This is a genomic window from Citrobacter portucalensis (genome assembly GCF_002042885.1).
GTDB classification, from domain to species: domain Bacteria; phylum Pseudomonadota; class Gammaproteobacteria; order Enterobacterales; family Enterobacteriaceae; genus Citrobacter; species Citrobacter portucalensis.
Genome location: NZ_MVFY01000017.1, coordinates 74,514 through 87,490 on the forward strand (window position 1 = coordinate 74,514; position 12,977 = coordinate 87,490).

General features: G+C 53.0%; 11 protein-coding genes, 2 tRNA genes and 2 rRNA genes. 4 read left to right on the top strand and 11 right to left on the bottom strand.

Annotation, left to right across the window (positions count from 1 at the left end):
• Positions 1-94: 94 nt before the first annotated feature.
• Positions 95-997, top strand: coding sequence for an HTH-type transcriptional activator IlvY (gene ilvY / locus BZK40_RS20705; protein ID WP_079935204.1), 903 nt, complete (start codon positions 95-97; stop codon positions 995-997).
• 172 nt (positions 998-1,169) lie between these two features.
• On the top strand, positions 1,170-2,363 hold the full coding sequence (gene fabV / locus BZK40_RS20710; RefSeq protein ID WP_008787067.1) for an enoyl-ACP reductase FabV: 1,194 nt from the start codon (positions 1,170-1,172) through the stop codon (positions 2,361-2,363).
• Between the two features lie 63 nt (positions 2,364-2,426).
• Here the strand turns inward: fabV and ilvA are convergent, their stop codons facing one another.
• From ilvA to ilvL, 6 genes are all read right to left on the bottom strand, one after another.
• Complete coding sequence (gene ilvA, locus BZK40_RS20715) at positions 2,427-3,971, bottom strand: threonine ammonia-lyase, biosynthetic (protein ID WP_079935207.1); 1,545 nt, start codon at positions 3,969-3,971, stop codon at positions 2,427-2,429.
• 5 nt (positions 3,972-3,976) lie between these two features.
• Positions 3,977-5,827, bottom strand: coding sequence for a dihydroxy-acid dehydratase (gene ilvD, locus BZK40_RS20720; RefSeq protein ID WP_003829028.1), 1,851 nt, complete (start codon positions 5,825-5,827; stop codon positions 3,977-3,979).
• Between the two features lie 60 nt (positions 5,828-5,887).
• The gene (locus BZK40_RS20725) at positions 5,888-6,817 is read right to left on the bottom strand and encodes a branched-chain amino acid transaminase (RefSeq protein ID WP_003018014.1); all 930 of its coding nucleotides are present in this window, start codon (positions 6,815-6,817) and stop codon (positions 5,888-5,890) included.
• 17 nt (positions 6,818-6,834) lie between these two features.
• Positions 6,835-7,098: an acetolactate synthase 2 small subunit gene (gene ilvM / locus BZK40_RS20730; RefSeq protein WP_003018017.1), complete on the bottom strand. Its 264-nt coding sequence runs from the start codon at positions 7,096-7,098 to the stop codon at positions 6,835-6,837.
• Entirely contained in the window at positions 7,095-8,741 is a 1,647-nt protein-coding gene (gene ilvG / locus BZK40_RS20735; protein WP_079935205.1) for an acetolactate synthase 2 catalytic subunit, read from the bottom strand. Before ilvG ends, ilvM begins: the two co-directional genes overlap by 4 nt.
• A 139-nt stretch (positions 8,742-8,880) precedes the next feature.
• Positions 8,881-8,979, bottom strand: coding sequence for an ilv operon leader peptide (ilvL, locus tag BZK40_RS20740; protein WP_001311244.1), 99 nt, complete (start codon positions 8,977-8,979; stop codon positions 8,881-8,883).
• Positions 8,980-9,331: 352 nt separating this feature from the next.
• On the opposite strand from ilvL, the gene BZK40_RS20745 reads away from it, so the two are divergent.
• Positions 9,332-10,852 (top strand): YifB family Mg chelatase-like AAA ATPase, encoded by a 1,521-nt coding sequence (locus tag BZK40_RS20745; protein ID WP_079935206.1) that lies wholly within the window; start codon positions 9,332-9,334, stop codon positions 10,850-10,852.
• Positions 10,853-10,876: 24 nt separating this feature from the next.
• Here BZK40_RS20745 and maoP read toward each other — a convergent pair whose 3' ends face one another.
• Positions 10,877-11,215 carry a macrodomain Ori organization protein MaoP gene (gene maoP, locus BZK40_RS20750; RefSeq protein ID WP_003018025.1) on the bottom strand — a complete coding sequence of 113 codons (339 nt, stop codon included), beginning with the start codon at positions 11,213-11,215 and terminating at the stop codon, positions 10,877-10,879.
• A gap of 106 nt (positions 11,216-11,321) precedes the next feature.
• Between maoP and hdfR the strand changes: the two genes are divergently transcribed.
• On the top strand, positions 11,322-12,167 hold the full coding sequence (hdfR, locus tag BZK40_RS20755) for an HTH-type transcriptional regulator HdfR (RefSeq protein WP_095533172.1): 846 nt from the start codon (positions 11,322-11,324) through the stop codon (positions 12,165-12,167).
• A 100-nt stretch (positions 12,168-12,267) separates the two neighbouring features.
• Here the strand turns inward: hdfR and BZK40_RS20760 are convergent.
• The 4 genes from BZK40_RS20760 to BZK40_RS20775 all read right to left on the bottom strand — a co-directional run.
• Positions 12,268-12,343, bottom strand: a tRNA-Trp gene (locus BZK40_RS20760).
• 52 nt (positions 12,344-12,395) lie between these two features.
• A tRNA-Asp gene (locus tag BZK40_RS20765) sits at positions 12,396-12,472 on the bottom strand.
• A 55-nt stretch (positions 12,473-12,527) separates the two neighbouring features.
• A 5S ribosomal RNA gene (rrf, locus tag BZK40_RS20770) occupies positions 12,528-12,643 on the bottom strand.
• A 96-nt stretch (positions 12,644-12,739) separates the two neighbouring features.
• A 23S ribosomal RNA gene (locus tag BZK40_RS20775) occupies positions 12,740-12,977 on the bottom strand; the annotation flags it as partial.

A 12,977-nucleotide genomic window follows, 5' to 3' on the forward strand; every position in this document is an offset into this window, starting at 1 on the left:
AATCCACATTACAACAGGAAATTTATTGCGGAAATTGATATATTCACAACGTCACATTGCAATTTATGCAACGTAGAAAATCGGAGGCTCGTCTGTGGATTTACGCGATCTGAAAATGTTCCTGCATTTGGCTGAAAGTCGTCACTTTGGCCGCAGCGCGCGGGCAATGCACGTCAGCCCATCCACGCTTTCCCGGCAGATTCAGCGCCTCGAAGAAGACCTCGGCCAGCCGCTGTTTGTGCGCGATAACCGCACGGTTATACTGACCGAAGCAGGTGAAGAGCTGCGCGTATTTGCCCAACAGACGCTGTTGCAGTACCAGCAGTTACGCCACACCCTAGATCAACAAGGGCCGTCGCTGTCGGGCGAACTGCATATCTTCTGTTCGGTAACTGCCGCCTACAGCCATCTGCCGCCAATCCTTGACCGTTTCCGCGCCGAGCATCCGTCAGTGGAAATTAAGCTCACCACCGGCGACGCCGCCGATGCGATGGATAAAGTGGTCACTGGTGAAGCCGATCTGGCAATTGCCGGTAAGCCCGAAACGCTGCCTGGCGCGGTGGCGTTCTCGATGCTGGAGAATCTGACGGTTGTGTTGATCGCTCCGGCGCTGCCCTGCCCGGTGCGAAATCAGGTATCGGTCGATAAGCCGGACTGGTCAACGGTGCCGTTTATCATGGCCGATCAGGGTCCGGTACGCCGCCGTATCGAGCTGTGGTTCCGCCGTCACAAAATCAGCAACCCATCAATTTACGCAACGGTGGGTGGCCATGAAGCGATGGTCTCAATGGTGGCGCTGGGCTGCGGCGTAGCTCTGCTGCCGGAAGTGGTGCTAGAAAACAGCCCGGAGCCGGTGCGTAATCGCGTGATGATTTTAGAGCGCAGTGATGAAAAAACACCGTTCGAGCTTGGCGTCTGCGCGCCGAAAAAGCGGCTGCATGAACCGCTGATCGACGCGTTTTGGAAGATTGTTCTGGAACGTAAATCCGCAGAGTAGCGCCAGCGTCAGGTCTAAAATCAGTGGTAGATTCAGTATTGGCGCTCCTTTTCTGTATAATGTCGTGATCCATTGTAGTGGGGGGCTTGTTAACCATCGCGTTAAGCAGGCCAGAACAGACGGTGTCATTGCGCACTTGACAGCGAAAATACAAACTTAATTAGCCATCATTATGATAATCAAACCAAAAATTCGTGGATTCATCTGTACAACGACCCATCCGACTGGCTGCAAAGTCAACGTGGAAAAGCAGATCGAGTATGTTAAGCAGAACGGGAAAATCGAGAACGGCCCGTCTCGCGTGCTGGTGATCGGTGCTTCCACCGGTTACGGTCTGGCTTCCAGAATTTCCGCCGCCTTTGGCAGCGGTGCCGCCACTATCGGCGTATTTTTCGAAAAACCGGGCACGGATACCAAACCAGGTTCCGCAGGCTGGTATAACTCTGCAGCTTTCGACGAAGCGGCCAAGCGTGAAGGTCTGTACTCCAAAAGCATCAACGGCGATGCGTTCTCTGACGAATGCCGTGATGAAGTGATCAAACTGATCAAAGAAGACCTGGGTCAGATTGACCTGGTGGTTTACTCACTGGCTTCCCCAGTGCGTAAAATGCCGAAAACCGGTGAAATCGTCCGTTCAGCGCTGAAGCCAATCGGTGAGGTTTACACCTCTAAAGCGATCGATACCAACAAAGATCAGATCATCACCGCCAGCATTGAGCCGGCAACCGAAGAAGAAGTTCAGAACACCGTCACCGTCATGGGCGGCGAAGACTGGGAACTGTGGATGGGCGCGCTGAGCGAAGCGGGCGTGCTGGCTGATGGCGTGAAAACCGTAGCCTACTCCTACATCGGTACCGACCTGACCTGGCCAATCTACTGGCACGGCGCGCTGGGCAAAGCGAAAGAAGACCTCGATCGCGCGGCGGGAGAACTGCGTAACCAGCTGGCACCGCTGAACGGTTCCGCTAACGTTGCCGTACTGAAGTCCGTCATCACCCAGGCATCTTCTGCGATTCCGGTAATGCCACTGTACATCTCCATGGTCTTCAAGCTGATGAAAGCACAGGGGATTCACGAAGGTTGTATTGAGCAGATCAACCGTCTGATGACCACCAGCCTGTACGGCGATAAAGTGGCGCTTGATGACAACCAGCGTATCCGTATGGATGACTGGGAACTGCGTGACGACATTCAGCAGGCATGTCGCGATCTGTGGCCGCTGATCACTACCGAAAACCTGGCGCAAGAAACTGACTATGCAGGATACAAGCAGGAATTCCTGAATCTGTTCGGTTTTGCCCTCGACGGTGTGGATTACGATGCTGACGTGAATACCGAAGTCGAATTCGACGTTATCACGCTGTAATCTGCTGATACAGTAGCAAAAAGGGTTCATGTTTTTACATGAACCCTTTTTTAATGGCTGTCGTTAACCCGCCAGGAAGAACCTGAACGCCGGGTTATGTGTTTCATCATGACAGTCATAACCCAGTTCATTCAGCCGCGTTTCGAAATCAGGCTCGTGTTCACCCAACTCAAACGCCGCCAGCACACGACCATAGTCAGTGCCGTGACTGCGATAGTGGAACAATGAAATATTCCAGTGCGTCCCCAGGGTATGCAGGAATTTGAGCAACGCCCCCGGCGACTCCGGAAATTCGAAGCTATAAAGACGTTCCTGTAAGGGTTTCGACGGACGTCCACCGACCATATAGCGCACGTGTAGCTTCGCCATCTCGTCATCAGACAGATCCACCACGCTATAGCCGCCCTCATTGAGCAGTTGCAGGATTTCCTTACGCTCTTCCAGCCCACGGCTCAGACGTACGCCGACAAAAATGCAGGCGTCTTTCGCATCAGCAAAGCGGTAGTTAAACTCGGTCACCGAGCGCCCGCCCAGCAGTTGGCAAAACTTCAGGAAGCTGCCCTTTTCTTCCGGGATGGTCACGGCCAGCAAGGCTTCGCGCTGTTCCCCCAGCTCGCAACGTTCAGAAACGTAGCGCAGGCCGTGGAAGTTAACGTTAGCGCCGGAAAGAACATGCGCCAGACGCTCACCGCGAATATTATGCTGGGCGATGTATTTTTTCATCCCCGCCAGCGCCAGCGCCCCGGAAGGCTCCGCCACCGCGCGTACATCTTCGAACAGGTCTTTCATTGCCGCGCAAATAGCATCGCTATCCACGGTAATAATATCGTCGAGGTATTCCTGGCACAGACGGAAGGTTTCATCGCCAATACGTTTGACCGCCACGCCTTCGGCAAAGAGACCCACTCGCGGCAGATCCACCGGATGACCGGCATCCAGCGCCGCTTTCAGACAGGCCGAATCTTCCGCTTCCACGGCAATCACTTTGATTTGCGGCATCAGCTGTTTTATCAGCACTGCCACGCCCGCCGCCAGACCACCGCCGCCAACTGGCACAAAAACGCGGTCAAGGTGAGCATCCTGCTGAAGTAACTCCAGCGCCAGCGTGCCCTGCCCGGCAATCACCATCGGATGATCGAACGGCGGCACCCAGGTAAAACCCTGCTGCTGCGACAATTCAATCGCTTTGGCTTTGGCTTCATCAAAGTTCGCACCGTGCAGCAGCACTTCTCCGCCGAAGCCGCGAACGGCATCGACTTTGATATCGGCGGTAGCCGTTGGCATGACAATCAGCGCCTTCACGCCTAATCGCGCAGAAGAGAAAGCGACGCCCTGAGCATGATTACCAGCCGATGCGGTAATGACGCCATGCGCTTTTTGCCCTTCGGTCAAGCCCGCCATCATGGCATAGGCACCGCGTAGCTTGAAGCTGTGAACGGGTTGACGGTCTTCGCGCTTCACCAGAATGACATTGTCGAGGCGCGAAGAGAGTTTTTCCATTTTCTGTAGCGGCGTTACCTGTGCCGCTTCGTATACCGGCGCACGCAGTACCGCTCTGAGATACTCGGCGCCCTCAGGAGCGCCGGATAGAGGTTGTGAATCCGCCATGGTCATTATCCCCCGAGCTTCGACTTATCGCGCACCGCACCTTTGTCGGCACTGGTTGCCAGGCTGGCGTAGGCGCGCAGTGCAAAGGAGACCTGACGCTGACGATCTTTTGGCGTCCAGGCTTTGTCACCGCGAGCTTCCTGCGCTTCACGGCGCGCAGCGATTTCCGCATCACTCAGTTGAAGTTGAATACCACGATTCGGGATATCGATGGCAATCATGTCTCCATCTTCGATAATCGCGATATTACCGCCGCTGGCCGCTTCCGGAGAAACGTGACCAATGGAAAGCCCCGAAGTACCGCCGGAGAAACGACCGTCGGTAATCAGCGCGCAAGCCTTACCGAGGCCCATCGATTTAAGGAAAGTGGTTGGGTAGAGCATTTCCTGCATGCCTGGCCCGCCTTTCGGCCCTTCGTAGCGAATGACAACCACGTCGCCAGCCACCACTTTACCGCCGAGGATGGCTTCAACCGCATCGTCCTGGCTTTCATACACTTTTGCCGGGCCGGTGAATTTCAGGATGCTGTCATCCACGCCTGCGGTTTTTACAATACAGCCGTTTTCCGCGAAGTTACCGTACAGAACTGCCAGACCGCCGTCTTTGCTGTAAGCGTGCTCCAGCGAGCGAATGCAGCCTTCAGCGCGGTCGTCATCCAGCGTATCCCAACGGCAATCCTGTGAGAATGCCTGGGTTGTACGAATGCCGGCCGGGCCAGCACGGAACATTTTTTTTACCGCGTCGTCTTTGGTCAACATCACGTCATACCGATCGAGCGTTTGCGGCAGAGTCAGCCCCAGCACGTTTTTCACGTCGCGGTTCAGCAGTCCAGCACGATCCAGTTCGCCTAAAATACCCAGTACGCCGCCTGCGCGGTGCACATCTTCCATATGGTATTTCTGCGTGCTCGGTGCCACTTTACACAGTTGCGGGACTTTGCGGGACAGCTTGTCGATATCACTCATGGTGAAGTCGATTTCCGCTTCCTGCGCGGCTGCCAGCAGGTGCAGAACGGTATTGGTGGAGCCGCCCATGGCGATATCCAGCGTCATGGCGTTCTCAAACGCTGCCTTGCTGGCAATGTTGCGCGGCAGGGCGGAGGCATCATCCTGCTCGTAATAGCGTTTGGTCAGCTCGACGATGCGCTTACCTGCGTTGAGGAACAGTTCTTTACGGTCGGCGTGAGTCGCCAGCAGTGAACCGTTACCCGGCTGCGACAGGCCCAGCGCTTCAGTCAGGCAGTTCATCGAGTTAGCGGTGAACATACCGGAACAAGAGCCACAGGTCGGACAGGCGGAACGTTCAACCTGCTCGCTTTGTGAGTCGGAAACTTTCGGGTCAGCACCCTGAATCATCGCATCAACCAGGTCGAGCTTGATGATTTGGTCAGAGAGCTTGGTTTTCCCGGCTTCCATCGGACCGCCGGAAACAAAGATCACCGGAATATTCAGGCGCAAAGAGGCCATTAACATCCCGGGGGTGATTTTGTCGCAGTTGGAGATGCAGACCATCGCATCGGCGCAGTGGGCGTTAACCATGTACTCAACGGAGTCAGCGATCAGCTCACGCGACGGCAGTGAATACAGCATGCCGCCATGACCCATGGCGATACCATCATCCACAGCAATGGTGTTGAACTCTTTCGCCACGCCGCCTGAGGCTTCGATTTGTTCGGCAACCAGCTTACCGAGATCGCGCAGGTGGACGTGACCCGGCACAAACTGGGTAAAGGAGTTCACCACAGCGATAATCGGTTTACCGAAGTCATCATCGGTCATCCCGGTGGCGCGCCACAGTGCGCGGGCACCCGCCATATTGCGGCCGTGGGTGGTGGTAGCAGAACGATACTTAGGCATGCTTGATTAACTCCCGTCTGTCTAATAATTGGGACGGTGCGTGCCGTCCCAAATTTATGTTTATTGATTAACCTGATCCAACCAGCCGTATTTATCTTCCGTTTCACCGGTGAAGAGGCCAAAGAAGGCCTGCTGGATGCGTTTGGTGACCGGACCGCAGCGGCCTTCGCCCACCTGGATACCATCGACACTGCGTACTGGGGTGATTTCGGCCGCGGTACCGGACATGAACACTTCGTCGGCCAGGTACAGTGATTCACGGGACAACACCTGCTCACGTACTTCGATATCGAGATCTTTCGCCAGCTTAATGATCGCGTCACGGGTAATACCCGGCAGCGCGGAAGAGGTAAACGGCGGGGTAAACAGAATGCCGTCTTTTACTTCAAACAGGTTTTCGCCCGCACCTTCAGAGATGTAGCCATTCACGTCCAGCGCAATGCCTTCCTGATAGCCATGACGACGCGCTTCGCTACCCACCAGCAGTGAAGACAGATAGTTACCGCCCGCTTTAGCCGCAGTAGGGATGGTGTTCGGCGCAACGCGGTTCCAGGAAGAAACCATCGCGTCGATCCCCTGCTCCAGCGCTTCTGCACCAAGGTAGGCGCCCCACGGAAACGCGGCGATGATCACGTCAGTGGTGTATCCCGCTGGCGGGTTAACGCCCATCCCCACGTCGCCCACAAATACTAGCGGGCGGATATAGGCGCTGGTCAGATTGTTTTTACGAATCACCTCGCGGCAAGCTTCCATCAGCTCATCAACGCTCTGAGAAACCGGAAAACGATAGATCTTGGCTGAATCACGCAGACGCTGCATATGTTCGCGATGACGGAACACCACCGGCCCTTTGTGAGAATCGTAGCAACGGATGCCTTCAAATACAGAAGTACCGTAGTGCAGCGCGTGGGACATCACGTGAACCTTCGCGTCTTCCCAACGAATCATCTCGCCATTAGACCAAATGTAATCAGCTTTTTTCGTCGTCATTTTTCTTCCTTTTGCGCTCAGGCGCGGATTTGTTGTGATGTGGTTGTGCTCTGGCAGATAGCAACATGTGCAACGTCTACCAGTTTACTTAACTGACTAAACAGTAAGTCGACCGACCGGGGGCTGGCAACGGTCAATTCGATATTTATATTTTGCGCATCGCTGGCGGCTTCCATATTCATGGAGCACACCTGAAAACCACGATGGCGTACCACGCGTAAAACACGTTCTAACGTTTCCGGATTGAAACGAGCCTCAACGGCGACCTGATGTTGCATCATGATAATTTCTCCAGCATTTCTGAGTTACTGGCACCTGGCGGTACCAGAGGCCAGACATTCTCAAGTTCGTCGATTGAGACATGAAGCAGGTATGGCCCCTCGCTGTTCAGCATGGTGTCGAGTGCCGCTTCAACCTGGTCTTTACGGGTGATGTGTTGACCTGGTATGCCGAAGGCGCTGGCCAACATGAGGAAATCGGGGTTATCGGTAAGGGTGGTTTCGCTATAACGTTCCTGGAAAAACAGCTGCTGCCATTGTCGCACCATGCCTAACCGCTGGTTGTCGAGTAAAACTATTTTCAGCGGCAACTGCTTGCGTTTTACGGTGCCCAGCTCCTGTACATTCATCATGAAGGAGCCGTCACCGGAGATACAGATTACCGTATCGTTCGGGCGAGCAACCTGCGCACCAACCGCTGCTGGCAGGCCAAAGCCCATCGTACCCAGACCGCTCGAGGTAATGAAATTTTCCGGGCGGGTGTAGGTCATATGCTGCGCCGACCACATCTGATGCTGACCAACATCCGTTGTCACTACGCTGTCCGTGGGTTTGCGATCGGACAACTGCTTCAACAACAGTGGCGCGTAGATAGCCTCACCGGGATGATCATAGCGCCAGGTATGCTCTGTGCGCAGTTCAGCGCTATGCTGACGCCATGCGTCAATCTTCAGAGATTGCTGCAATGCCGGCAGCAGAGAATTTAAATCACCCTGCAGGGCGACGTGCGCCTGGCGCAGCTTGTTCATTTCCGCAGGGTCGATATCCATGTGGATCACGCTGGCGTTCGGTGCGAAGGTATTCAGCTTACCGGTCACCCGGTCATCAAAACGCGCGCCCACTGCAATCAGTAAATCACATTCTTGCACCGCGAAATTTGCCGCTTTAGTGCCATGCATTCCCAACATCCCCAAATAGTATGGGTAGTCAGCTTCTACTGCGCCCAGACCTTTCAGCGTGCAGGCGACCGGCATTTGGGTTACCGCGATAAATTCACGCAGGGCCGGGACCGCCTGCGCCATACCAACGCCGCCACCGACGTACAGGATCGGTTTTTGCGCCTGCGCCAGCATTTTACGTGCCTGCTCAACGTCAGCGTGCGGGAAATCCTCTACGTTTTCGACGGTCGTAAAATACGGCTCCAGCGTACCGCTGGCCAGCTGGATGTCTTTCGGGATATCAACCAGAACCGGACCCGGACGACCGGAGTTCGCCACAGCGAAAGCCTCTGCCATGATGCGCGGCAGCTCTTCCAGTGACTGCACCAGGAAACTGTGTTTGGTGCAGGACAAAGACATACCGAGAACATCCACTTCCTGGAACGCATCCGTTCCGATGAAAGGTGAGGCCACCTGGCCGGTGATCGCCACCACAGGAACAGAATCTAACAGCGCATCGGCGAGTCCGGTGATCAGGTTGGTAGCGCCAGGACCTGAAGTGGCGATACACACGCCGGTTTTACCGGTCGCACGGGCATAGCCAATTGCCGCCATTGCCGCGCCCTGCTCGTGTCGGCACAATAGGTGTTCTACGCCGCCGTCATACAACGCATCGTAAACCGGCATAATTGCGCCACCAGGATAACCAAAGACGGTTTGAACCCCTTGTGCACGCAACGCATGTACCACCCACTGTGCCCCATTCATAGTTACATCCCCGCCGTAAATCTTGAGAAACAGAATTTTATGCTACCGTTCACTTTCTGCTCCTCGTGTATGTTTTTAAGGTCAAAAAAAACCCCCGGACCTTTCGGTGCGGGGGTCTTAGTTCGTTAAGGCTTGTTTTCTAAGCCTTTCCTCGTCCAAGTGCAGCCCCGCACGGTGGGATAATAATCACCACCACGCTAATCACGACCAGGCTAATCACTCGTAGAAGGGCTGTCATTTTTGTATTTTCTTGCATCTTGTTCGAAGGAATACCTAAAGAGTTACCATAGAATTCGCAAATGACACAAGATATTTTTTTATTCGTTTTTCTGACGCCGTTAACGGTTTAGATAAATATCGTTGTTTTTTATACAAAAAATCAAAAGTGAAAATATTTCACGTTTCAGGTGATTCTCGGCAACCCGTTCCCTACTAAAAACGTTATTCAAAAGCGTTTGCGAGCGCTATTCCAGGCTTTATGCAAGCAGTATTGAGCTACATAAAAACACGGGAATAAGCCTCTAAAAACCGTAATTATGTGAAATCTTGCCGCGATGTATTGCGACATAATGCTTTCATCAGGAGGGCTTATGTCACTATCGATTGTTCACACACGCGCTGCGCTGGGCGTGAATGCGCCAGCCATTACCATCGAGGTACATATCAGTAATGGTTTGCCTGGTTTAACCATGGTGGGATTACCCGAAACAACGGTAAAAGAGGCTCGCGATCGAGTTCGCAGTGCGATTATTAATAGCGGTTATGAATTCCCGGCGAAGAAGATAACCATAAACCTCGCTCCGGCCGATCTCCCGAAAGAAGGGGGACGATATGATTTACCTATCGCAGTTGCGCTTCTGGCAGCGTCTGAGCAGCTTACAACCCATAACCTCGATACATATGAGCTGGTAGGCGAATTAGCGCTTACAGGCGCGTTACGCGGCGTTCCCGGTGCGATATCAAGTGCAACTGAAGCTATTCGCGCAGGCAGGAGAATTATTGTCGCAAAAGAGAATGCTGCTGAAGTGGGACTGATACACGGTGAAGGGTGCCTTATTGCCGATCATCTACAGACTGTATGCGCATTTCTCGAAGGTAAGCATGATTTAGACAGACCATCATCGGCAGATTTTACCCCCTGCGCATTAGCAGATGATCTGAGCGATGTTATCGGCCAGGAACAGGGTAAACGCGGGCTGGAGCTTACCGCAGCTGGCGGTCATAACCTCTTACTCATCGGGCCGCCGGGAACGGGTAAGACCATGCTGGCCAGTCGCCTGAGAGGATTGCTTCCGCCACTGAGCAATGATGAAGCACTGGAAAGCGCCGCGATTCTAAGTCTGGTCAATTCCGACACGCTACAAAAACAGTGGAAACAACGCCCTTTTCGTTCGCCGCATCACAGTGCTTCATTAACTGCCATGGTCGGTGGCGGCTCTATTCCTGCACCAGGCGAGATATCTCTGGCGCATAACGGCATACTGTTTCTGGATGAACTTCCCGAGTTTGAGCGGCGCACGCTGGATGCACTGCGAGAGCCCATTGAGTCCGGGCAGATTCATTTATCCCGCACTCGGGCAAAAATAACTTACCCCGCGCGTTTTCAGCTTATTGCTGCCATGAATCCCAGCCCAACAGGACATTATCAGGGGAACCATAACCGCTGTACCCCAGAGCAGACACTACGCTACCTCAATCGATTATCAGGTCCATTTCTTGACCGCTTCGATCTCTCCCTCGAAATCCCCTTACCGCCTCCCGGCATACTCAGCCAGAGCCAGGTAAAAGGGGAAGATAGCGCAACGGTGAAGCAACGCGTTATGGCAGCACGAGAGCGTCAGTATCGGCGGCAGAATAAGTTAAATGCGCACCTGGACAGTCAGGATATCCATAAATACTGTCCATTGCGTAGCGACGATGCGCAGTGGCTTGAAGAAACGCTCGCGCATATCGGATTATCCATCCGCGCCTGGTTACGCCTGATAAAGGTCGCTCGAACGATCGCGGATATAGAACAATCTGACCATATCTCTCGCCAGCACTTACAGGAGGCTGTTGGGTATCGGGCGATAGACAGATTACTCATTCATTTGCAGAAACTACTGGCATAAAAAAAGGGCTTTCGCCCTTTTTTATTAATCATCAGATTCGGTGTAGTCTTCCGCACCTTCCACCTGAGGTTTCCCGCCAGACAGCGTGTGGAAGCGTTTTGGACGCTTAATGCGCGTCATGTATTTGGACCACACACGTTCAGCTTCGGTAACCGGTTCGCGCTCACCACGGCATACCGCAACAAACAGTTTTTCTTCTTCCGTTACCGGCTCACGCTTGCCCAGATCCAGCTCGTTGAAAGCATAACCGTGACGCTCAAGCAGTTGTGCTTCTTTAATGGTGAAATCACCATGACGGGAGAATCCGCGGGGATAATATTTATTATCGAAATATCGATTAGTCGTCGTAAAGCTTTCCGCCATCCTGCACGCTCCTAATTCTTTGGCCGAGCTATTTATGGCGCGGAGTATTAGTTACGCTTGACAGAGCGTCAAACAAAAGATTTAAATCATAACGACAAATAATTTTATGGAGCGAGTTGTGGATACGGAATTGTTAAAAACTTTCCTGGAAGTTAGCCGGACACGCCACTTTGGCAGGGCTGCTGAAGCGCTCTATCTGACCCAATCAGCGGTTAGTTTTCGGATCAGACAACTGGAAAATCAATTGGGTGTAAACCTGTTCACCCGACACAGAAACAATATCCGCTTAACCGCTGCAGGTGAAAAATTATTACCTTACGCTGAAACGCTGATGAATACGTGGCAAGCAGCACGTAAGGAGGTTGCGAATACCTCGCGGCATAACGAGTTTTCTATTGGTGCCAGCGCATCCCTCTGGGAATGCATGCTTAATGGCTGGCTGGGGCGTTTGTACCAATCCCAGGAGCCGCAATCCAGCCTGCAATTTGAAGCGAGGATCGCGCAGCGACAGTCGTTAGTAAAACAGCTTCATGAACGACAGCTTGATCTATTGATTACTACCGAAACGCCCAAAATGGACGAATTTAGCAGCCAACTGTTGGGATATTTCACGCTGGCGCTCTATTGCAGTTCTCCTTCACAAACCAAAGATGAACTGAATTATCTGCGTCTGGAATGGGGACCTGACTTTCAGCAACACGAGGCTGGATTGATTGCGGGAGATGAAGTGCCGGTACTTACCACCAGTTCGGCAGAATTAGCCAGGCAGCAACTTTCAGTCCTCAAAGGTTTTAGCTGGCTGCCGGTCAACTGGGCTAAAGGTAAAAGCGATCTCCATACGGTTACCGACAGTACAACGCTTTCACGCCCGTTATATGCAGTTTGGCTGCAAAATAGCGATAAACATGCGCTGATTTGCGATCTGCTGAGAACGAATATTCTGGAAGATTAAGGAAAACGCTGGCAAGGATGCCGGGAGTAAAATAGAAAGAAGGAAAAACTCAAATTACAGGTAAAAAAAAATCCTTAGCAATAATGCTAAGGATTGTTTCTGGCAGGGGCGGAGAGACTCGAACTCGCGACACCCGGTTTTGGAGACCGGTGCTCTACCAACTGAGCTACGCCCCTAAATCTTCTTATCATTAAGCCTGCTTAGTAGCAGGCTTAATTTTCTAATAAGTGGCGGAACGGACGGGACTCGAACCCGCGACCCCCTGCGTGACAGGCAGGTATTCTAACCAACTGAACTACCGCTCCACCGAATTTCTTTGTCACCACCCGGATTCTTCATCCCGGTTTACTGCAATTTGATGCCTGGCAGTTCCCTACTCTCGCATGGGGAGACCCCACACTACCATCGGCGCTACGGCGTTTCACTTCTGAGTTCGGCATGGGGTCAGGTGGGACCACCGCGCTACAGCCGCCAGGCAAATTCTGTTTATCAACACGCTTTTGCATGTCAATCTAATCTGTAATCAAACTGAATCTTGTGTCTGTCTTTCGCCAAAACATCTTCGGCGTTGTAAGGTTAAGCCTCACGGTTCATTAGTATCGGTTAGCTCAATGTATCGCTACACTTACACACCCGACCTATCAACGTCATCGTCTTTAACGTTCCTTCAGGACTCTCAAGGAGTCAGGGAGAACTCATCTCGGGGCAAGTTTCGTGCTTAGATGCTTTCAGCACTTATCTCTTCCGCATTTAGCTACCGGGCAATGCCATTGGCATGACAACCCGAACACCAGTGATGCGTCCACTCCG

Coding starts and splice junctions, on each gene's coding strand:
- fabV (WP_008787067.1), top strand. CDS start 1,170: ATGATAATCAAACCAAAAATTCGTGGATTCATCTGTACAACGACCCAT.
- ilvA (WP_079935207.1), bottom strand. CDS start 3,971: ATGGCGGATTCACAACCTCTATCCGGCGCTCCTGAGGGCGCCGAGTAT.
- ilvD (WP_003829028.1), bottom strand. CDS start 5,827: ATGCCTAAGTATCGTTCTGCTACCACCACCCACGGCCGCAATATGGCG.
- BZK40_RS20725 (WP_003018014.1), bottom strand. CDS start 6,817: ATGACGACGAAAAAAGCTGATTACATTTGGTCTAATGGCGAGATGATT.
- ilvM (WP_003018017.1), bottom strand. CDS start 7,098: ATGATGCAACATCAGGTCGCCGTTGAGGCTCGTTTCAATCCGGAAACG.
- ilvG (WP_079935205.1), bottom strand. CDS start 8,741: ATGAATGGGGCACAGTGGGTGGTACATGCGTTGCGTGCACAAGGGGTT.
- ilvL (WP_001311244.1), bottom strand. CDS start 8,979: ATGACAGCCCTTCTACGAGTGATTAGCCTGGTCGTGATTAGCGTGGTG.
- BZK40_RS20745 (WP_079935206.1), top strand. CDS start 9,332: ATGTCACTATCGATTGTTCACACACGCGCTGCGCTGGGCGTGAATGCG.
- maoP (WP_003018025.1), bottom strand. CDS start 11,215: ATGGCGGAAAGCTTTACGACGACTAATCGATATTTCGATAATAAATAT.
- hdfR (WP_095533172.1), top strand. CDS start 11,322: ATGGAGCGAGTTGTGGATACGGAATTGTTAAAAACTTTCCTGGAAGTT.